Annotated in this window: 15 protein-coding genes; 11 read left to right on the forward strand and 4 right to left on the reverse strand. The window is 71.3% G+C overall.

Annotation, left to right across the window (positions count from 1 at the left end):
* Positions 1–130 precede the first annotated feature (130 nt).
* Both RM479_RS11050 and serC read right to left on the reverse strand, forming a co-directional pair.
* A complete protein-coding gene (locus RM479_RS11050) occupies positions 131–1,168 on the reverse strand; it encodes a glycerophosphodiester phosphodiesterase family protein (RefSeq protein ID WP_311511623.1) in 1,038 nt (345 codons plus the stop codon).
* 129 nt (positions 1,169–1,297) lie between these two features.
* Positions 1,298–2,419 (reverse strand): phosphoserine transaminase, encoded by a 1,122-nt coding sequence (serC, locus tag RM479_RS11055; RefSeq protein ID WP_311511624.1) that lies wholly within the window; start codon positions 2,417–2,419, stop codon positions 1,298–1,300.
* 231 nt (positions 2,420–2,650) lie between these two features.
* Here serC and RM479_RS11060 point away from each other — a divergent pair, with 231 nt between their 5' ends.
* The 9 genes from RM479_RS11060 to RM479_RS11100 all read left to right on the forward strand — a co-directional run bounded on the left by RM479_RS11060 (position 2,651) and on the right by RM479_RS11100 (position 15,707).
* Positions 2,651–6,154 (forward strand): hypothetical protein, encoded by a 3,504-nt coding sequence (locus RM479_RS11060; RefSeq protein ID WP_311511625.1) that lies wholly within the window; start codon positions 2,651–2,653, stop codon positions 6,152–6,154.
* A gap of 59 nt (positions 6,155–6,213) precedes the next feature.
* Positions 6,214–6,867, forward strand: a complete 654-nt coding sequence (gene pdxH / locus RM479_RS11065) for a pyridoxamine 5'-phosphate oxidase (protein WP_311511626.1) — start codon at positions 6,214–6,216, stop codon at positions 6,865–6,867.
* A 604-nt stretch (positions 6,868–7,471) separates the two neighbouring features.
* Positions 7,472–8,173, forward strand: a complete 702-nt coding sequence (locus RM479_RS11070) for a metal-dependent transcriptional regulator (protein WP_311511627.1) — start codon at positions 7,472–7,474, stop codon at positions 8,171–8,173.
* 143 nt (positions 8,174–8,316) lie between these two features.
* Positions 8,317–10,629: an ATP-binding SpoIIE family protein phosphatase gene (locus tag RM479_RS11075; protein ID WP_311511628.1), complete on the forward strand. Its 2,313-nt coding sequence runs from the start codon at positions 8,317–8,319 to the stop codon at positions 10,627–10,629.
* A gap of 126 nt (positions 10,630–10,755) precedes the next feature.
* On the forward strand, positions 10,756–11,622 hold the full coding sequence (locus tag RM479_RS11080) for an ABC transporter substrate-binding protein (RefSeq protein WP_311511629.1): 867 nt from the start codon (positions 10,756–10,758) through the stop codon (positions 11,620–11,622).
* Between the two features lies 1 nt (position 11,623).
* Positions 11,624–12,472 carry an amino acid ABC transporter permease gene (locus RM479_RS11085; RefSeq protein ID WP_311511630.1) on the forward strand — a complete coding sequence of 283 codons (849 nt, stop codon included), beginning with the start codon at positions 11,624–11,626 and terminating at the stop codon, positions 12,470–12,472.
* Complete coding sequence (locus tag RM479_RS11090) at positions 12,469–13,251, forward strand: amino acid ABC transporter ATP-binding protein (RefSeq protein WP_311511631.1); 783 nt, start codon at positions 12,469–12,471, stop codon at positions 13,249–13,251. The genes RM479_RS11085 and RM479_RS11090 overlap by 4 nt, the downstream gene beginning before the upstream one ends.
* A 198-nt stretch (positions 13,252–13,449) precedes the next feature.
* On the forward strand, positions 13,450–14,259 hold the full coding sequence (locus RM479_RS11095) for an NPP1 family protein (protein WP_311511632.1): 810 nt from the start codon (positions 13,450–13,452) through the stop codon (positions 14,257–14,259).
* 227 nt (positions 14,260–14,486) lie between these two features.
* The gene (locus tag RM479_RS11100; RefSeq protein ID WP_311511633.1) at positions 14,487–15,707 is read left to right on the forward strand and encodes a cation:proton antiporter; all 1,221 of its coding nucleotides are present in this window, start codon (positions 14,487–14,489) and stop codon (positions 15,705–15,707) included.
* A gap of 18 nt (positions 15,708–15,725) precedes the next feature.
* On the opposite strand, the gene RM479_RS11105 is transcribed toward RM479_RS11100, so the two are convergent.
* On the reverse strand, positions 15,726–15,893 hold the full coding sequence (locus RM479_RS11105; protein WP_274808317.1) for a hypothetical protein: 168 nt from the start codon (positions 15,891–15,893) through the stop codon (positions 15,726–15,728).
* Positions 15,894–15,928: 35 nt separating this feature from the next.
* The gene (locus RM479_RS11110; protein ID WP_311511827.1) at positions 15,929–17,071 is read right to left on the reverse strand and encodes an acyl-CoA dehydrogenase family protein; all 1,143 of its coding nucleotides are present in this window, start codon (positions 17,069–17,071) and stop codon (positions 15,929–15,931) included.
* Positions 17,072–17,252: 181 nt separating this feature from the next.
* Between RM479_RS11110 and RM479_RS11115 the strand changes: the two genes are divergently transcribed.
* Together RM479_RS11115 and RM479_RS11120 are read left to right on the forward strand one after the other, a co-directional pair.
* Positions 17,253–19,280, forward strand: a complete 2,028-nt coding sequence (locus RM479_RS11115; protein ID WP_311511634.1) for an MDR family MFS transporter — start codon at positions 17,253–17,255, stop codon at positions 19,278–19,280.
* Between the two features lie 103 nt (positions 19,281–19,383).
* Entirely contained in the window at positions 19,384–20,526 is a 1,143-nt protein-coding gene (locus tag RM479_RS11120) for an acetyl-CoA C-acetyltransferase (RefSeq protein WP_311511635.1), read from the forward strand.
* Positions 20,527–20,559 lie beyond the last annotated feature (33 nt).

A 20,559-nucleotide genomic window follows, 5' to 3' on the forward strand; every position in this document is an offset into this window, starting at 1 on the left:
CGCGTGGACGCCCGTGCCGGGGATCACGTCGACCGTGGCCACGGGCGCCGGGAAGGTCCCGGAGGCGGCGGAGGGCCCGGACGATCCCCTGAATCCACCCCCCGTTCGGGCCCTCTCGGCGTGCGGCGGGTCAGTCGTCCCCGCCGCCCCCGCCCTGGCCGTTCTGCGCGGCCTGCGCGGTGTCCAGGAAGTGTTCGCGCACCAGGAAGGCGTGCCGGGAGAAGTCCGTGAACACCCCGTCCACACCCAGCTCGAAGAACAGCTCGTACTCCGCCGCGAACGACCCGTAGTCCCCCGGGCCGCCGTCCGAGCGCAGCGGGCCGGGCAGGAAGTGGTTCTCGCTGCGGAACGTGTACGGGTGCACCAGCAGCCCCGCCTCGTGCGCGTCGTCCACCAGGGTGGTCGGCTCGACCGGGTCCCCGTCCTCGCCCAGCGGCACGATCAGGGTCTTGGCCGGGCCGATCGCGTGCGCGAACGAGGCCACCTCGGCCAGCCCGTCCGGCGTGGTGTAGTGCCGCCAGTGCTCCTCGGTGCCCAGGAGGAAGACCAGGGGCGACCCCGTCTCGGCGAGCTTGCGCAGGCTCTCCGCCTCGAACGACTGGAGGAACACCGGGACCCGCGGCTCCGGCCCGGTCAGCCCGGCCGCCTTGAGCGCGGCGATCAGCGGCGGCTCCAGTTCCAGGCCCTGCGACACGTGGTAGGAGGGGTGCTTGGTCTCGGGGTAGATCCCGATCGGCCGCTTCAGCTCCGCGGTGAGGGAGAACGCCAGGTCGATGACCTCCTCCAGGGTCGGCACCTCATAGGTCCCGTCCATCATGGCGTTCATCGTGCGCACGTCCTGGAGACGCTCCCGCGCGCGCAGCGTCTTGATCTCCGCCAGGGTGAAGTCCTGGGCGAAGAACCCCGTGATCTCCCGGCCGTCGATGGTCCGGGTGGTCCGCCGGTCGGCGAACTCCGGCCGGTCGGCCACGTCGGTCGTCTCGCCGATCTCCGACTCGTGGCGGCAGATCAGCCGACCGTCCTTGGTGGCGACCAGATCCATCTCGATGAAGTCGCCGCCGTGCCGGGCCCCCAGTTCGTAGGAGGCCAGGGTGTGCTCGGGCCGATGCCCCGACGCACCCCGGTGGGAGATGATCTTGATGGGGTTTTCCTTCTTGTTCCTGCGCACAGTCGACCCGTCCTGGAAATCCGGAAAAGGAGAGAAAAGGGAGGTCGGCCCGCCGTTGGCGGACCGACCTCCATTCTGCCCCTTCACACGGCCGGGACGTGGCCGGGAGATCGACGGGGGCGGAAGGGCTCAGGAGAGCCGGGTGAGCACGAAGTCGACGCACTCGGTCAACGCCTGCACGTCGGCGGGCTCGACGGCCGGGAACATCGCGACGCGCAGCTGGTTGCGGCCCAGCTTGCGGTAGGGCTCGGTGTCCACGACGCCGTTGGCGCGCAGCACCTTGGCGATCGCCGCGGCGTCCACGTCGTCGTTGAAGTCGATGGTGGCCACGACCTGCGAGCGCTTGGCCGGGTCGGTGACGAAGGGCGTGGCGACCGCGGACTTCTCGGCCCAGGTGTACAGGGTCGAGGAGGACTCGGCGGTGCGGGCCACGGCCCAGTCCAGCCCGCCCTGCCCGTTGATCCACTCCAACTGCTCGGCCAGGAGCAGCAGCGTGGCCACGGCCGGGGTGTTGTAGGTCTGGTCCTTGCGGGAGTTGTCGATCGCGGTGGTGAGCGAGAAGAACTCGGGGATGTAACGGCCGCTCGCGGCGATCTCCTCGACCCGGGCCAGCGCCTTGGGCGACATGACGGCCAGCCACAGCCCGCCGTCGGCGGCGAAGCTCTTCTGCGGGGCGAAGTAGTAGACGTCGGTCTCGGCGATGTCCACCGGCAGACCGCCGGCGCCGCTGGTGGCGTCGACCAGCACCAGGGCGTCCTCGTCGGCCCCGGCCACGCGGCGGATCGGCGCGGCCACACCGGTGGAGGTCTCGTTGTGGGTGAGGGCGTACGCGTCCACACCGGCCTCGGCGACGGCCTCACCGTGGCCGCCGGGGTCGGTGGTGATGACGGTCGGCTCGGCCAACCAGGGGGCGCCCTTGGCGACCTTCGCGAACTTGCTCGAAAACTCGCCGAACGAGAGGTGCTGGGACTTCTCGCGCAGCAGGCCGTGCGCGGCGATGTCCCAGAACGCGGTGGTGCCGCCGTTGCCGAGGACGACCTCGTACCCCTCCGGAAGGGAGAACAGGTCGGCCACTCCGGTGCGGACCCGTGACACCAGGGACTTCACGGGCTTCTGCCGGTGGGAGGTCCCCAGGTAACGGGATCCGGAGGAGGCCAGGGCCTCCAGCTGGGCCGGGCGGACTTTGGAGGGGCCACTGCCGAAACGGCCGTCGGAGGGCAGGAGGTTCGCGGGAATCTGAATCTCGGTCACACGTCCCAGGGTAGTGGTGGCACGGGTGATGTCGCCGGTCAGGGGTGTTATTAACACGCGTGAAAAAACGTGAGAACGGATCACCGCCTCACGATCCTCCGGGAGTGGCCGGTATGGGTCAGTGACAATTCTGCTTAAAAGGGTGAAACATCGGTGTCTTTTGTTGTCTAATGAGGTCGCTTCGGGGGGAGTGACCAGAACGATCACGACACATCGGTGAGGTGCCCGCGCGTGCCCGAGGAAGCGACCGGATCCGCGGAACGACGATCCCCCGAGGAACCCGGCCCCCAGGCCGACGCGCGTTTCCTCGCGATCTTCGACGCTCTGCGCGAACGCCCCGGCGGCGGTCGCCATCGGCGCCTGACCCGGATGGAACGTCGGGCGGCCCGCCGCAGGCGGGTCCGCGTGCACGACGGAGTGCAGCGCGGTGACCTTGCCGAACCCCCACCGGTGCTCGACCTGGTCCTCGACGACGCGGCCGACCGCGACGCCCTCCTCGACGCACTCGTGGAACGCTGTGGCAACCAGCCGCCGTGGCGGCTCCCGCCCGACGCCGGGGACACCCTCGACGGACCCCCCGACATCCGCGACCTGTGGGCCACCACCGACGAACTCTACGACCTCGTCCGGGCGCTCCTGGAAGCCGGCGACGCCGCGCGCCCCGGGGCCGAGGGCGTCCGCACGCCACCGCCTCCGCCCCGGTTCGCCCGTCTGCGTTCCCTTCTCCGGCTGCGCGACTGTGACCGCCGGGCCGTCCACGAGAGCATGCAGGGCAGCGTCGCCGGTCAGGGCGACCTCGAACTCGACACCGACCGCCGTACCCAGATCCACGTGGTGGCCGCGCTGCTGCGCATCCGCACCGAAGCGCGTCGCTCCGGTGAGACGAACCGCGCCGAAGCGGGCCGGGGGAGCTGGTTCCTGGCGCGCTGGGCCCAGGGCTACGTCCGTATCGCCCGAAGGGCCGCCATCTGGGTGGCCGCGCTGAGCGCCAAGGTCACCTTCAGCCGGCTCGACGAGAAGCTGCTCACCCCGCTCTCCTTCGTCGTCGGCGCGTTGGCGTTCCTCGGCCCCTTCGCCCTGGGCGCCTTCGGCCTGGCCGCGCTGTTCGGCTCGGCCCTCCAGGGAGTGAACAACTGGGTGACCGTCGGCGCGGCCGTCCTGCTCCTGATCGTCCACATCTCCCTGGCCCCCTTCCTTTTCCTCCCCTGGCGCGCCTACCGGTGGCTCGACGACCACGCGGACTACGAGGAACGCCCCCTCGGCGACCACCGCGCCCGCGGTGTCCACGTTCTCAACCTGCTCAAGAGCGAGGCCGGTCGCGTCGGTCGGCTCTACCCCCTGGCCGATCGGACACCGCCCCGACCCGGGCCCGTGCCGTCCGTTCCCCGCCGTCCCGGTCTGCTCCGCCCTCTCCTCGGCCTGGTGACCGGACGGTCCGCCGACGCGCCGACCGAACCGCCCGCCGCCGCCACCGCACCCCGCCCCGAGTCCGTGGAGGGGCCGCCGCGCGGGTACGAACCCCTGCCCGCCGTCCACCGCCTGATCGTCAACGCCCTCCTGGACGACCTCGCCGACTCCCACGGCGGTTCCGCCCGCTCCCGCTCGCCGCGTCGGGGCCGGGCCCAGCGCCCCGTCCTCCTGGTCGACCAGGACCGTCTCGGCCGGGTCGGCCGCTACCTCGTCCGGCTCATCGAGGACGAGCGGGTGCGCCGAACCCTGCCCGACCCGCTGCTCATCGTCCAGGTGCGCGCCTCGGACGGCCCGTCCCTGGTGGACCCGAACGTCAACGTGCTCCGCTACCCCTCCCTGCCCGGCACCGAGACCGACGGCAGGCAGGAGGAGCTCTCCCTGTGGCTGCGCGCCCGTCACGCCGCAGGCGTCCTGGGCGCCGCCCGTACCCTGAGCGTTCCCGTTCCCCGTCCGCCCGACGACCTCGACGGGCCGGGCCCCGCCGATCGGACCGTGCTCACCGCGGGGGCCCTCGCCTCGGCCTGGATCGGCGGAACGGGAGCGGGGATCTCCCTGCTCCTCCTCCTGCTCTGGGCGTTCGGGCCGGCCGTCATGGCGCCCGTGAACCCCTGCGTCCAGAGCTGGGTCTGGGACCCGGTCGGCATCCGACAGGACGGCAGGGACTGCTACGGCCTCACCTTCGGGGACTTCGTCTTCCACGAACGCCTGACGGAGGTGACCGAGCACATCCGGGAGCAGAACGAGGCCGTCGACAAGGCGGGACGCGACACGACCCACGTCACCGTCGCCTACTTCGGCGCGCTCAGCACCACCGGGGCGAACGACCTCACCCTGGCCGGGGTCCAGGGGGAACTCCTCGGGATCGCCCACCGGCAGGCCCAGCACAACGCCTCCGCCGACGCCTCCCTGCCCAGGATCAAGATCATGCTGGTCAACACCGGCCAGGGGTGGTCCCGCGCGCGGGAGGCCGCCGAGATGGTCGTCGAGCGGGCCGTCGAGACCCATCGCCGAATGGACCGCCCCGTCGCCGCCCTCGGTTTCGGGCAGAGCCTTCAGGGCACCACCGACGCGATCCGGGTCCTGGGCGGCGCCCGGATACCCACGATCGGCACCACCGCGACCTTCGACGACATCGCCCTGGACCCCTCCGGCAAGTACGGCCAGTACTTCTTCCCCCTGGCCCCCGCCAACTCCCGGATCGCCGAACAGGCCGCCGCGTGGGCCTACCACGGCGTGGAGTGGTCCGGCACGGAGCTGGTCGAGGGGGAGCCGGCCCCGGACCTGGAACCCGCGCGCACCGCCGTGGCCATCGCCGACAACCGGAGGGGGGAGAGCTACGGGCCCCACCTGGCGGTCCGGTTCATGACCGGGTTCCGGGAGCTGGGCGGCGAACCCTGGGCCGACCCCGAGGGCGGCGACCCGCCGCCGGTGGGTTTCGCCGACGGCTCTACCGGAGTGGTCCCCGGAGTGCTGCCCTACCAGGACGGGGGCGTGTCGCTCGCCGCCCACCTGGCACGGGTGTGCGCTCAGGATCCGCCCGACCTCATCTACTTCGCCGGACGCTCCACCGACTTCGCCGAGTTCCACCGGCAGTTGCAACAGGAGGGGATGTGCGTGGAGGCGGGGATCGACGTGCTCGGCGGTGACGACATCGCCAAGTTCGTCACCGACCACGCCGAGACGATCGGCATGGCCGGCGGCTACCCCGTCTTCTACACCCCGCTGGCCGCCAGCGGGGCTTGGAGTCGGTACACCGAGGGCAGCGAGCGAGCCTTCTACGCCGAGGCTGAGGCCCTGGTGGAGGAGTTGTACGCCGACCCCGACGACGGGGAGGGCGGGTCCCCGGGAATCCGCGCCGATCTCGACGCCGCCGACGGCGGGTCGCCGTCGATGACCCACGCCGCCGTCGCCGCCGACGCCCTCACCGTGCTCTCCCGGGCACTGCGCGGTATCGACCGCACCACGACCCGGGAGGCTTCGGTGGAGGGCCCCGCCGTGGAGCCCTCGCCCTTCCTCGGCACCGACGACGGGTACGAGGCCGAACGCGACGCGCTGGTGGAGCGGATCCAGAACACCTCCGGGCTGTCGGCGGTCTCCGGTCACATCGCGTTCGGGGAACCCGCGCTGGGCAACTGGCATCCCGAACGGATGGTGCAGCTCGTGGTGGTCGGGCCGCTGGGCGCCGACGGTCTGCGCCAGCACGTTGTGGCGGCCTGCGGGCGGATCAGCGCGGCCACGATCGACCCCGGACCGGGCTGTGTGTGACGCGCGCGGCCCGAGGGGCGGGTGGCGCCGACGGTCCGCGCCGCGAGAGGATGCCCCCTGTGGACCGTACAGACCCCGCCGAGCTGCGCGAACCCTACCTGGGAGCGCCCTTGCGCCGTGCCGATCTCGCCGATCACCCCATGAGCCAGTTCCACCTGTGGTTCGAGGAGGCCCGTGAGTCCGGCCTCGCCGAACCCAACGCCATGGTGCTCTCCTCCGTCGAGCCCGGCGGCGCGCCCCGGGCCCGCACGGTGCTCATGAAGGGGTACGACCGCACCGGTCTGCGTTTCTTCACCAACTACGCCTCCCGCAAGGGCCTGGCCCTGACCGCCGACCCCCGGGCGAGCGTGGTCTTCCCCTGGCATCCCGTCCGCCGCCAGGTCCTCATCGCCGGTCGGGTGGAACGCCTGAGCGACGCCGAGAACGACCGTTACTTCGCGTCCCGTCCGCGCGGTTCCCAGCTGGGCGCCTGGGCCAGTGAACGCCAGTCGCAGCCGGTCGCCGACCGCGAGGAGCTGGACCGTCTCTACCGCGAGTTCGAGACGGTCTGGCCCGAGGACGCCGAGATCCCCCGGCCCGCCTACTGGGGCGGCTTCCGGCTGGTCCCCGAGGAGGTCGAGTTCTGGCAGGGCGGAGCGGACCGCATGCACGACCGTTTCCGCTACCTGAGCGACGGGGAAGGCGCTTGGGAGATCACCCGCCTGGCCCCCTGAGCATCCGCCTCCCCGGTGTCGTCGACCCCCGGTGACCCGCCGCGTCGGGACCGGCGGAGACGGAAGGGCGCGGGGGCACCGCGCCCCGGGCGGCGGCCCTCTTCGAGCCGTGTCACCGGCACGAGGCGTCCTCGCCCGTTCCCGTCCTCGTGCGCGTCCTCATTGTTCGGCGGACTTTCGCCGACCGTTCGCCCACGCCGGGGGGAGATCCGGTGACCGGGGCCGGCCCCCGGGGAGAGGTCGTGCCCGGCGGGCCGACGCCGCGGGGTTCACCGAGGTCCGGACGGGGTGGTCCGGGCTCACCCCGGCCGGGTCGGACGTGTCGGCGCTGTTCGAGAGGGGTCGTGAACGGACCGCGGGGCACACGGCCCGGACACCGGGGTGAGGTGGGATCCGTCGCCCGCCCGAAGGTCCGCCCCCGTACGGAATTTCGGGTCCTTGCCATCACGATATGCTTGCGGTATCGGTGGTCGCTCCCGCGGTCGCGCGGACGCCCCGGTCCCGATCCGGCTTCCGGGAATCGCGTCGCCCCGACCCGTGTTGTGAGAGACCTGCCGTGCCCGCCGTGACCGTGCGCCGGGCGCAGAGTCATGGGAGGGGAGTCTTGACCGCACACGGGCTGATCGACACCACGGAGATGTACCTCCGGACGGTCTTCGAGCTCGAAGAAGAGGGCATCGTCCCCCTTCGGGCACGCATCGCCGAGCGCCTGCACCAGAGCGGCCCGACCGTCAGCCAGACCGTGGCCCGCATGGAGCGCGACGGCCTGCTTCGGGTCGAGAACGACCGGCACCTGGTCATGACCGCCGAAGGCCGCCGACTGGCCACCCACGTCATGCGCAAGCACCGGTTGGCGGAGCGGCTCCTCGTCGACGTCATCGGACTGCCGTGGGAGGACGTCCACATCGAGGCCTGCCGCTGGGAGCACGTGATCTCCGAGGCCGTGGAGGAGCGTCTGGTCACGCTGCTCAACGCGCCCTCGGTGTGCCCCCACGGCAACCCGATCCCGGGCCTGGACGAACTCGGCCTGGACGACTACTCACCGGAACCGTTCACCGACGACTCCATCGTGCCGATGATCGACGTCGCCTCCGGGGCGGACATCACCGTCACCGTTCGACGCATCAGCGAGCAGATCCAGTCCGACGCCGACGTCATGCGCACCCTGCGCGAGGCGGGGGTGCGGCCCGGGTTGGAGGTGGCGCTGCGCGGCACCGACGACGGGGTCCGCGTGATCGGGGGGGACGCCCCCGACACCGAACTGTCCTCGGCGATCGCCGGGCACATCTTCGTCGCGAAGCCGTGACATCGGAGGTCGGTTGCTCATCAGGATTGTCACATTGCGCTGCGAGAACGTTGACGGTGTTGCTACCCTCGCTCCAAGGTGCGGTCGTTCGGGTGACCCGGGGCGGGCATGCGTGCAGCTCATGACGGCGAGGTGGCGGCTAGATGACACGGTGGGGTGAGCCCTTCCGGGAAGGCGACGCGCTCGCCACGGCCGCCGTCGTGGACCGGGCGCAGATCGCCATCGTCGTCATCGACCGGTTCAGTCTCCTGCGCTACTGGAACCCCTTCGCGCGCGAACTCTTCGGTTTCGTCGGTGGCCGCGACTACGTCGGCCTCTCCCTGCTCGACATCGGCATTCACGAGTCCGACCGTGAGCACGCCTCCCAGTTGGCCCGCCGCGTTCTGCGCGGTGAGCCCTGGGAGGGCACCTTCGCCGTGCTCAGGGGCGACTCCACCTGGATCCACGTGCGCGCCCAGGCCGTGCCCATGCGCAACGACGACGGCGAGATCGACGGCATCACCCTCATCGCCCGCGAGGCCCTGCGCAGCGGGCGGGTCGAGGAGCAGTACGGCCTGCTGGAGCGGATCGGCAGCCGGCTGGCCAGCTCCCTGGAGTTCGATTCCACGGTGCGCGGCGTGGCGGGCATCCTGGTGCCCCAGTTCGCCGATCACTGTTTCATCGACCTGTACGACCACGACCGACTGGTCAGACAGGTGTCGGTGCACGCCGAGGGGTGGACGCCCCCGCCGCGCACCTGGTTCGACGTCGGGGAGGAGGTCCGCTACCCCGAGCGCCACTTCGTGACCCAGGCGCTGCGCCGTCTGGAGACGGTCGTCAGCAGCGACTACCTCTTCGAGAGTTCGCCCAACAACCGCTCCGACCGGGTCTCCCGACAGGTCGGCGTCACCTCCGCGATCGCCGCCCCGCTGCGCGCCCGGGGCGAGGTTCTGGGCGTGCTCACCCTCGCCCTTTCCGGGCTCTCCCCGCGCCAGAAGAGCACCTACGGCGGATTCGACCGCGACCTGGTGGGCGCCATCGCCTCCCGCGTCGCGCTCGCCATCGACAACGCGCGCCTGTTCGAGGAGGAGCGCAGCACCGCGCTGGCCTTCCAGAACAGCCTGCTGCCCAGTGACTTCCCGCCTCTGGACGGGCTCACCATCGCCTCCCGCTACCTGCCCGCCGGCCCGCTCCAGGCGCACGGCCACGGTGTCCAGACCCAGGTGGGCGGCGACTTCTACGACGTCATCCCGCTGTCGGCCGGCCGGGTGGGCCTGGTCATCGGGGACGTCGAGGGCCGCGGCCCGCACGCCGCGGCCGTCATGGGACAACTGCGCGCCGCGCTGCGGGCCTTCGCCCAGGCCGACCGCGAACCCGCCGACATCCTCCGCGAACTCGACGAATGGGTGCGCCGACTGGGTCGCCCCATCGAGGGCGGCACCTGGATCCCGAGCGTCAGCTGCCTGTACATGGTCTACGACGCCTGGTCGCGTGAGCTGTCCTACGCCAACGCCGGACACGCCTCCCCGTTCCTCATCACCTCCGACTCCGTGGAGGCGCTCGACCTGGAGGTCACCGACCGCATGCTCGGCGTGCGCGTCAAGGGCGGTGCCGGCGAGGACGTGGTCTACCACCAGGCGGAGCTGAGCCTGCCCACCGGCGCGACCCTGCTGCTGTACACCGACGGCCTGGTCGACCGCACCCCCCTCGGGGGCCGTCCCGACCCCGAGCGGGCGCTGAGCATGCTCACCGAGCGCGTCACCGAGGTCGCCGACAAGGACGTGGAGCAGATCGCCGAGGCGGCGGTGCACAGCGTCCCGGGCGCACTCGACGACGACACCGCGCTGCTGGTCGTGCGCACCGACTCCGACGAGCTGGCGCTGCGCGAGGGCTGGTTCCCCTCGGAGGCCTCCACCGTGGGCGAGGCCCGCCACCTGGCGGCCGACACCTTCAAGGAGTGGGGGATGGACCGGGACCAGGCCGAACTGGCCTGTCTGCTGGTCTCGGAGATCGTCACCAACGTCGTCATCCACGCCACCCCGCACCCCGTGCACCGGGAGTTCACCGGCAACGGGGTGCGCGACTCCGAGACGCCCTTCGAGGAGTCCGCCTCCTTCGACGAGTTCGACGAGGACTGGAGCGACCTTCTCGACGAGGTCGCGGAGGCCGACGAGGCGGACGCGGAGGCCGACGAGAAGGAGTTCCTGCTGCGCCTGCGTCGGGGCGCCTCCCGGGTGTGGGTGGAGGTCTTCGACCACGATCTGCGGCTGCCCCGCATCCGCAGCGCTGCCGCCGACGACGAGGGCGGCCGGGGCCTGTACCTCGTGGAACAGCTGGCCACCCGTTGGGGATCGCGACCGACCCCCGACGGCAAGGCGGTCTGGTTCGAGATGCCCATGCACACCCCCGAGGAGTCCTCGGCCGCGGAGGAGGGCGGGGTGCCCGAGGCGATCGAGGAGCACTCCGCCTCCGGGTGACCGTCCGGTCCTGGCGTGTGACCGTCCGGCTCCGCCCCGTGCCGTGATCGAAAAGACGTGGATTCGCCACCGATCAGGTAGGTAATTTGTACGGATCCCGTCCCCCGTTCACCACGGAGTGAGCCGATGTCCTCCCGTCCCCCGTCCATGTTCGTTCCGCTCGTCGCCGGCGCCGTCCTCATGGCGACCGCGTGCGCCCCCGCCGACGACGCGGCGGCCCCCGAGCCCGGGAACGCCGCCGAATGCGTCCCCGGCGACCTGCCCACCCTGGCCGAGGGCGTGCTCACCGTCGGCACCGACAGCCCCGCCTACCCGCCGTGGTTCGCCGACGACGACCCCACCAACGGGGAGGGCTTCGAGTCGGCCGTCGCCCACGCGGTCGCCGAGGAACTCGGCTACACCGCCGATCAGGTCACATGGACCACCGTGGCGTTCAACAGCGCCATCCAGCCCGGGCCCAAGGACTTCGACTTCGACATCAACCAGTTCTCCATCACGGAGGAGCGGGCGAAGGCGGTCGACTTCTCCAGCCCCTACTACGACGTCCGTCAGGCCGTCGTCGCGCTCGGCGACTCCGAGGCCGCCGGCGCGACCTCGGCGGCCGACCTGGCCGGCCTCACCATCGGCGCGCAGGTCGGGACCACCAGCTACGAGACCCTCGTCGAGACGATCGACCCCGAGGGCGAACCGCTGGTCTACAACAACAACGACGACGCCAAGCAGGCACTGGAGAACGGCCAGGTGGACGCGGTCGTCTTCGACCTGCCCACGGCGTTCTACATCACCGCCGCCGAGCTGGAGGACGCCGTCATCGTCGGGCAGCTCCCCCTGCTCGAAGCGGAGACCGAGCACTTCGGCCTGGTCCTGGACCTGGACTCGCCGTTGACGGACTGCGTCAGCGCGGCCGTGGACGCCCTGCGCGAGGACGGCACGCTGGCCGACCTCGAACAGGAGTGGCTGGCCGAGGCCGCCGACGCACCCGAACTGGGCTGACGTGACCGAACGGATCCCCACTCCCCTCGAAGTCGAGCGGGCCGCGCTGCGCCGTCGCCAGAGTGTGCGGTCGGTGCTCATCGGAGCGGTCTCCACCGCTCTGCTGGGCGCCGCCCTGGTGACCGTCGTGGTCGGTTCGCCCGGCTGGGAACGGGTGCGCGACACCTTCTTCGACGCGGCGGTGGCCCGGGACGCCCTGCCCGCGGTGCTCACCGGGCTGTGGCTCAACGTGCGCCTGCTCTTCTTCTGCGCCCTCGGAGCGCTCGCCCTCGGGCTGATCACGGCGATCCTGCGGACCCTGCGCGGTCCGGTGTTCTTCCCGCTGCGCGCGCTGGCGACCGGGTACACCTACGGCTTCCGGGGCGCCCCGCTCATCATCGTGCTGTACCTGATGGCCTTCGGGGTGCCCGGACTGCGTTTGGAGAACACCCCGAGCGTGCTGGTGCTCGGCGGGATCGCGCTGGTCATCACCTACGGCGCCTACATCGCCGAGGTGTTCCGGGCCGGCATCGAGTCGGTGCACCCGAGCCAGATCGCCGCGGCCCGCTCCCTCGGCCTCACCTACCCCCAGGCGATGCGCTGGGTGGTGCTGCCCCAGGCGGTGCGACGGGTCTCGCCACCGCTGCTCAACGACATGGTGGCGCTTCAGAAGGACGTCGGGCTCATCTCGCTGGCCGGACCCATCGACGCCATCCGCGCCGCGCAGATCGCCACGGCGCAGACCTACAACTTCACGCCCTACATCGTCGCCGGGGTGCTGTTCGTCCTCATGGCGATCCCGCTGGTGGCCTTCACCGACTGGGTGACGATGCGGGCGGCGCGACGGCAGTCGGCGGAGGGGGACCGATGAGCGAACTGGACCGCGCGGCCCGGCTGGAGGGCCCGGCCCCGGTACTGCGCCTGCGGGGGGTCCGCAAGGAGTTCCGGGGCACCGTCGTCCTCGACGGCCTGGACCTGGACGTGCCCGAACACGCCGTGGTCGTCCTCATCGGGGCCTCCGGTTCGGGCAAGTCGACCCTCCTGCGCTGCGCGAACCTGTTGGAGCCGATCACCGACGGCACCATCCACCTGGACGGGGAGCACATCACCGACCCCAGGGTGGACGCGGACCGGGTGCGGCGCCGGATCGGGACGGTGTTCCAGTCGTTCAACCTGTTCCCGCACATGAGCGTGCTGGACAACGTCACCCTGGCACCGCGCCGGGTGCACCGGCGGCCTCGTCGCGAGGCGGAGGACAGGGCCCGGGAACTGCTGGAGCGGGTGGGGCTGGCCGACAAGGCCGCCGAATACCCCGACCGGCTCTCCGGTGGCCAACAGCAGCGGGTGGCGATCGTGCGGGCGTTGGTCAACGGGCCGCGGCTGCTCCTCCTGGACGAGATCACCAGTGCCCTGGACCCCGAACTGGTGGGGGAGGTGCTCGACCTGGTGCGGGGGCTCCGCGAGGACGGCATGACCATGCTGTTGGCCACCCACGAGATGGGGTTCGCCCGCCAGGTCGCCGACACCGTCTGTTTCCTGGAGGGCGGGCGCGTCCTGGAGCAGGGGCCGCCCGAACGGGTGCTGGGAGAACCGGAACAACCCCGGACGCGACGGTTCCTCCAACGCATCATCGACGCCGGACGACTGTGATCCCTCCCCGTGCGTTCGTCGAACGCGCGGGGAACTTCCCGTTGCCCCCGTTGCGCGGGCCCGGTCCGCCCTGGTGTCATCGAAACGGCCGGGACCCTCGCACCCCCCGTTCGTCACTCCGGGTGACCGTGCGCCCCCGTGCGGTGTCTCCGGCCGTCGGCACGACCCCCCGTGCCGGGCACCGAGAGGAGAACCCCCTTGTCGCACCGTACCGAGGCCCCCGCTCCCTCCGGCGGTGGCACCGGGGCCCGCCGCGGCCCCACCCGTCTCGCGCGCCGGGCCCTGGCCCTGGCCGCCGCGCTGGTCCTCGTCACCCCGGGCATCGCCCTCGCCGCGCCCCCGGCGGCCCTGCCCGCCGCCCACACCGCCGAGGAGGCGAAGTGGCAGCCGGCCTTCGACTACGACACCGACGGCTGTTACCCGACCCCCGCCATCGGCCCCGACGGCAAGGTCGCCGGAGGGCTCAAGACGACAGGGGCCCTCAACGGCAACTGCCGTGACCGATCGGACCTGGACAACACGAACTCCTACTCGCGGTCCAAGTGCGACCCGAGCGGATGGTGCGCGTACATGTACGCTCTCTACTTCGAGAAGGACCAGGTGCTGCCGGGCTGCTGCGGCCACCGGCACGACCTGGAGCACGTCGTGGTGTGGGTCCACGGGGGACAGGCCCGCCACGTGTCCGCGTCGGCCCACGGGGGCTACGACACCCGGCCCGCCTCACAGGTGCTCTGGGAGGGCACCCACGCCAAGATCGTCTACCACAAGGACGGGCTCTCCACCCACGCCTTCCGGTTCGCCGCCGGACACGACGACCCGCCGGAGAACCACTACGGCGTCTGGCAGTACCCGGACCTGGTCGGCTGGGATCACTACCCCCCGGGCATCCGTGACATCCTCACCTCGGCGAACTTCGGCAGCGCCCAGCTCGACCTCAGGGACGGCTCGTTCCCCGGAGCCCTGAACAAGGCCAAACCCGCCGGCATCGACTTCGACCCCTGGGCCTAGGTTCACCGACCTGGGAGGCCGGCGACACCGGCCGGAACACGGTGGGAGGCCCTTCGGCGCCGACGCGGATCGGTGACATCCGCACCGGCTCACCGGAGGGCCCCGATACCCCGTGCCATCAGCCCCGAGGCCCGCCCGGCCCGCTCCGGGCGTGTCCTCGCCCCCGCGGGCCGCTCCGGACGTAGTGTGCCCACGTCCGGAGCGGGGGTTCCGGTGAACGGGGGGACATGGACGGCGCGGAATCGGGCACGATGGGCATGCTCCTCGCACTCCTCGTGGCGGCCCTGCTGGCCCCGCTGATCGGCCATCGGCTGGCACGGTGGGTGATCGTGCCGTCCGTGGTGCTGGAGATCGGGTTCGGGATCCTGCTCGGGCCCTCCGTGCTCGGCATCGTGCGGGAGAACGCGACGATCACCCTGCTGGCCGACCTCGGCCTGGCCCTGCTGATGTTCATGGCCGGGTACGAGATCGACTTCCGGCGGATCAAGGGCAGACCGCTCAACCGGGCCCTCCTGGCCTGGGCCTGTTCGGTCGCCCTGGGGCTCGGCATCGGCTGGGCGCTGTTCGGCGCGTCCCGGACCGCGCTGATCGTGGGCCTGGCGCTGACCACGACCGCCCTGGGCACCGTCCTGCCGATCCTGCGCGACTCCGGGGCGCTGGGCGGGGCGTTCGGCACCCGGTTCCTGGCCTCGGGCTCGGTCGGGGAGTTCGGGCCGATCGTGCTGATCGCCCTGCTGCTCAGCGGCTACCGCCCCTGGGAGGGCACGCTCCTCCTGGCCCTGTTCTTCGCCCTGGCCGGGGCTGCCGCGTGGGCCGCCACCCGGCCGCGCTCGGAACGGTGGGCGCTGTTGATCCGGGCGACCCTGGGATCCAGCGCCCAGGTGGCGGTCCGCCTGTGCATGGTGGTGATCGTGGCGCTGGTCTGGCTGGCGTCGGCCATGCATCTGGACGCCCTGCTCGGGTCGTTCGCGGCGGGGATCGTCGTGAAGCTGATGATCTCCGCGAACCACGAGGGGGAGGCGGAGCGCGTGGAGTCCAAGATGGACGCCATCGGCTTCGGGTTCCTCATCCCGGTGTTCTTCGTCGTCACGGGGGTGCGCTTCGACCTGGCCTCGCTCCTGGCGGAGCCGGTCCTGCTGCTGCTCCCGCCGGTGCTGCTGGTCGCGTTCCTGCTGGTGCGGGGCGGGCCCGAGTACCTCTTCTCGCGCGGGGACGTCCCCGAGGCCCAGCGTCCGGCGCTGGTGCTGTTCTCGGCCACGGCCCTGCCCCTGCTCACGGTCCTGACGACGATCGGCACCCGCGACGGCTCCATGGACGGCGCCCACGCGGCGGCCATCGTCGCCGCCGGCATGCTCAGCGTCCTGATCCTGCCCCAGGCGGGAGGCGCCCTGCTGCGCCGGACCGCCGGGACCGCCGCTCCGGCGGAGCGTTCCCGGGAAGAGGAATGAGCGGCCCGGTTCCGGCCCTCACCGCCAGGACCAGGCCCACAGCAGCAGGCACAGGAAGACGAAGAAGACGATGATCCCGCCCGTCGTCCAGGGGATGTGGACCCTGGGTCGCAGCTTGCGCACGCCGATGACGAGCAGCACGACCAACAGGCCCATGACGATGAGGCCGTCCCACGCACCGCTCATGACCGACTCGACCCTTCTGGACGGGGGTTGTCCGGCTACAGGCCCAGGCCGCGACCCACGATCTCCTTCATGATCTCGGTGGTGCCACCGTAGATCGTCTGCACGCGGGTGTCCTGCCAAGCCCGTGCCACCGGGTATTCCATCATGTACCCGTACCCGCCGTGAAGCTGGAGGCAACGGTCCATCACCTTGTTGCACAGTTCCGTGGTCCACCACTTGGCCTTGGCGGCGTCCTCGACGGTGAGTTCGCCCCGGTTGAGCAGCGTGATGGCGCGGTCCACGTAGGTGCGGGCGATGTCGACCTCGGTCGCCAACTCGGCCAGGACGAAACGGGTGTTCTGGAAGCGCCCGATCGAGCGGCCGAAGGCGGTGCGCTCACGGCAGTAATCGATGGTGTGCTGGAGCATGTACTCGGCCGAGGCCACCGCGCAGGTGGCGATGGACAGCCGCTCCTGCGGCAGGTTCTGGAGCAGGTGGATGAACCCCTGGCCCTCCCGGCCGATGAGGTTCGCCGCCGGAACGCGCACGTCGTCGAAGGACAGTTCGGCGGTGTCCTGTGCCTTCATGCCGATCTTGTCGAGGTTGCGGCCCCGCTCGAACCCCGGGGCGCCGCGTTCGACGACGATGAGCGAGAATCCCTGCGCGCCGGCGTCGGGGTCGGTCCGGCAGACCACGATGACGAGGTCGGCGTTGATGCCGTTGGTGATGAAGGTCTTGGACCCGTTGATCACCCACTCGTCCCCGTCGCGAACGGCGGAGGTGCGGATGCCCTGGAGGTCGCTTCCGGTGCCGGGCTCGGTCATGGCGATCGCGGTGATGAGCTCACCGCCGGCGAAGCCGGGAAGCCACCGTCGCTTCTGCTCGTCGTCGGTGAGGCCGACGAGGTAGGGGGCGATGACGTCGTTCTGGAGGGTGACGCCCAGGCCGCTGGCGTGGGCCTTGCAGACCTCCTCGTTGACGATGACGTTGTAGCGGTAGTCGTCGACACCGGTGCCTCCGTACTCCTCGGGGACCCCGTGGCCGAGCAGGCCCACCCCGCCCGCCTTGACCCAGACCTCGCGGGGGACGATGCCGTCCTTCTCCCACCGGGGATGGAAGGGCACGACCTCGCGCTTCAGGAACTCGGCCACCGTTTCGCGGAAGAGGTCGTGGTCGGCGTCGAAGAGTTCCCGCTTCATGCTCTGCTCCGGGGTGTCGTGGATCACGGTTGTCCGCCACAGTAACCGAACCATATTCGGTTTTGAAGAGGGTGAGCCAAGCGGCGGCAAAGTTCCCGCCGGTCCGGGTGTTCCGCACCATTCGCGACGCCCGTCCGCTTCTAAGGTGACCGCACGGTCCGGATGACGGAAGGCGGAGCCGATGCTCCAGGCCCACAGGGAGCGGCGCGAGCGCAAGGGCGGCCGGATCACGGTGATCATGGCCGCGCTCATGCTCACCGTGCTGCTGTCCGCGCTCGACCAGACGATCGTTTCCACGGCCCTGCCGACGATCGTCTCCGACCTGGGCGGACTCAACCACCTGTCCTGGGTGATCACCGCCTACCTGCTCGCCGTCACCGCCAGCACCCCGCTGTGGGGCAAGCTCGGCGACCAGTTCGGCCGCAAGAGACTCTTCCTGGCCTGCATCGCCGTGTTCGTCGTCGGTTCGGCCCTGTGCGGCCTGTCCCAGGACATGCTCCAGCTGATCCTCTTCCGCGGGCTTCAGGGCATCGGCGGCGGTGGACTCATGGTGCTGGCCATGGCGATCATCGGGGACGTCGTCTCCCCGCGCGAACGCGGCCGTTACCAGGGCCTGTTCGGGGCGGTGTTCGGCGTCTCCAGCGTGGCCGGGCCCCTGCTGGGCGGCCTGTTCGTGGACCACCTGTCCTGGCGGTGGGTGTTCTACGTCAACCTGCCCCTGGGCGTGCTGGCGTTCGCGGCGGTCGTCGCGGTGCTGCCGGCGACCCGGCCCACCGGTCGGCGGACCATCGACTACGCGGGGATCGTCCTGTTGGCCGCCACCGCCGTCTGCCTCACCCTGGTCGCAGCCTGGGGCGGTTCCGTCTACGACTGGGCGTCGCCACAGGTCATCGTGCTGGCGCTGGCCGGTGTCGTCCTCGGGATCGGCTGGTGGCTGTCGGCCCGCCGGGCCGTCGAGCCGGTGATGCCGCTGAGCCTGTTCCGCAACCCCGTGGTCGTGGTCGCCATGGCCATCGGGCTGTGCGTGGGGTTCGCGATGATGGGCTCGATGGCGTTCCTGCCGTTGTTCCTCCAGATCGTCCACGGTCTGTCGCCCACGGCCTCCGGGCTGTACCTGCTGCCCATGGTCATCGGCCTGTTCCTCACCTCCATCACCTCCGGTCGACTGGTCACCCGCAACGGCCGGTACAAGCCCTATCCCATCGCCGGGATGGCGGTCACCGCGCTGGGCCTGTTCCTGTTGTCGCGACTGGCCTCGGACACCTCCGACTGGGTGATGTGGGGTTCGTTCTTCGTCCTGGGCGTCGGCCTGGGCCTGGTCATGCAGGTCGTGGTGGTGGTCGTGCAGAACGGCGCCGACTACGCCGATCTGGGCGCGGCCACCTCGGCGGCGACGTTCTTCCGCTCCATCGGCGGGTCCTTCGGCACGGCCGTGTTCGGCGCGATCTTCTCCGGGCACCTGGCCGCGAACCTCGCCGCCCGCGCCGGGGCCATCACCCTGCCCCCGGGTGTGGACCCGGCGGCGCTGGAGAGCGACCCGCGCGTCCTGGACCGGCTGCCCCCACAGGCGCAGGCCTCGTTCCTCGACGCCTACGCCGACGCCATCGACGTGGTGTTCCTGTGGGCGGTGCCGGTGGCCCTGATCGGGTTCGTGCTCGCGCTGTTCCTGCCGGAGGTGCCGCTGCGCACCACGGTCGGACCGGGGTCCGCCGACCTGGGGGAGGCCATCCCGCCGGTGGCCTCGGGGAGCCGCACCGCCATCGAGCACGTCGAGCGGGAGATCTACCGGGTCTGCGGTCACGAGGGGGCCCGGGAGATGTACGACAGGCTCCGGGACGCCGCCGGGTTGGAGATCTCGCCCCGCGCCTGCTGGGTGCTCAGCCACCTGTCGGTGACCGGTCCGCTGCGCCGTTCCGAACTCGTGGAGATGTCCCGGCTGCCCGACGACCGCTGGGAGGCGGCGCACCGGGAACTGCTGGAGGCGGGCTACCTCGTCGACGACGGCGACCCCTGGGAGCTGAACCGCGAGGGCACAGAGGCCGCCCTGCGGATCTTCGACGCGCAGAGGATCGCGCTGCGCTCCCTGCTCGGCGACCACGGCCCCGAGGAGCATCCGGAGGTGGTGGCCGTGCTGGAGCGCATGACCACCGAGACCCTCGGCGACGAGGGTGACGCCGACCGGGTCCTGAAGGCGGACCGGCCCGGCTGAACTGCGCACACGCGCCGAACCCGCCCCCGGGGGCTTGTCGGATCCATGAAACCGAATACAGTTCGGTTCATAGGAAACGTCACCCAGGCCCTTGGAGGACCCCGTGGCCGAGGCATACATCGTCGGTGCCGTCCGCACCCCCGTCGGTACCAAGAAGGGCGCGCTCGCCGCCGTGCACCCGGCCGACCTCGGCGCGCACGTGCTCAAGGAACTCGTCGAGCGCACGGGCGTCGACCCGTCCGCGGTCGAGGACGTCATCATGGGCTGTGTCAGCCAGGTCGGCCCCCAGGCCCTGGACCTCGCCCGCACCGCCTGGCTGTCCGCCGGGCTGCCCGAGAGCGTCCCCGGCGTCACCATCGACCGTCAGTGCGGCTCGTCCCAGCAGGCCGTGCACTTCGCCGCCCAGGGCGTCATGTCCGGCACCCAGGACCTGGTCGTGGCCTCGGGCGTGGAGAACATGGGCATGGTCCCCATGGGCTCCAACGTCCAGTACGCCATCGACAACGGCCTGGACCTGTACGGCGACGGCTGGGTCGAGCGCTACGGCCTCCAGGAGATCTCCCAGTTCCGCGGCGCCCAGCTCATGTGCGAGAAGTGGGGCTTCAAGCGCGAGCAGTTGGAGGAGTACGCCCTGGAGAGCCACCGGCGCGCCGCCGCGGCCATCGCCGAGGGGTACTTCGACTCCCAGATCGCCCCGCTCGCCGGGGTCTCCCAGGACGAGGGCGTGCGCGCCGACACCACCCTGGAGAAGATGGCGGGCCTCAAGGCGCTGCGCGACGGCTGGGAGCTCACCGCGGCCGTGGCCAGCCAGATCTCCGTGGGCGCCGGCGCCGTGCTCATCGCCTCCGAGAGCGCCGTCGAGCGGCACGGGCTCACCCCGCTGGCCCGTGTCGTCCAGCTCTCCCTGGTCGGCGACGATCCGGTCTACATGCTCACCGCCCCGATCCCGGCCACGAGGATCGCGCTGGAGAAGGCCGGTCTGGGCATCGACGACATCGACGTCACCGAGATCAACGAGGCCTTCGCCCCGGTCCCGCTGTCGTGGATCGAGGAGCTGGGCGCCGACCCGGCCAAGGTCAACCCCAACGGCGGCGCGATCGCCCTGGGCCACCCGCTGGGCGCCACCGGCACCGTCCTCCTGACCAAGCTGGTCAACGAGCTGCACCGCACCGGTGGCCGCTACGGTCTCCAGACCATGTGCGAGGGCGGCGGCCAGGCCAACGTCACCATCATCGAACGCGTCTGACCCCGCGCCTCGCACCCCGGGCCGCGCCGCCTC

Origin of the sequence: Nocardiopsis lambiniae, assembly GCF_031845465.1 — a bacterium.
Lineage (GTDB): Bacteria > Actinomycetota > Actinomycetes > Streptosporangiales > Streptosporangiaceae > Nocardiopsis > Nocardiopsis lambiniae.

Excerpts from the sequence above, each read along its gene's own strand:
- RM479_RS11090 (WP_311511631.1), top strand. The coding sequence starts at position 12,469 with ATGAGCGAACTGGACCGCGCGGCCCGGCTGGAGGGCCCGGCCCCGGTA.
- RM479_RS11100 (WP_311511633.1), top strand. The coding sequence starts at position 14,487 with ATGGACGGCGCGGAATCGGGCACGATGGGCATGCTCCTCGCACTCCTC.
- RM479_RS11115 (WP_311511634.1), top strand. The coding sequence starts at position 17,253 with ATGCTCCAGGCCCACAGGGAGCGGCGCGAGCGCAAGGGCGGCCGGATC.
- RM479_RS11080 (WP_311511629.1), top strand. The coding sequence starts at position 10,756 with ATGTCCTCCCGTCCCCCGTCCATGTTCGTTCCGCTCGTCGCCGGCGCC.
- RM479_RS11110 (WP_311511827.1), bottom strand. The coding sequence starts at position 17,071 with ATGAAGCGGGAACTCTTCGACGCCGACCACGACCTCTTCCGCGAAACG.
- RM479_RS11105 (WP_274808317.1), bottom strand. The coding sequence starts at position 15,893 with ATGAGCGGTGCGTGGGACGGCCTCATCGTCATGGGCCTGTTGGTCGTG.
- RM479_RS11075 (WP_311511628.1), top strand. The coding sequence starts at position 8,317 with ATGACACGGTGGGGTGAGCCCTTCCGGGAAGGCGACGCGCTCGCCACG.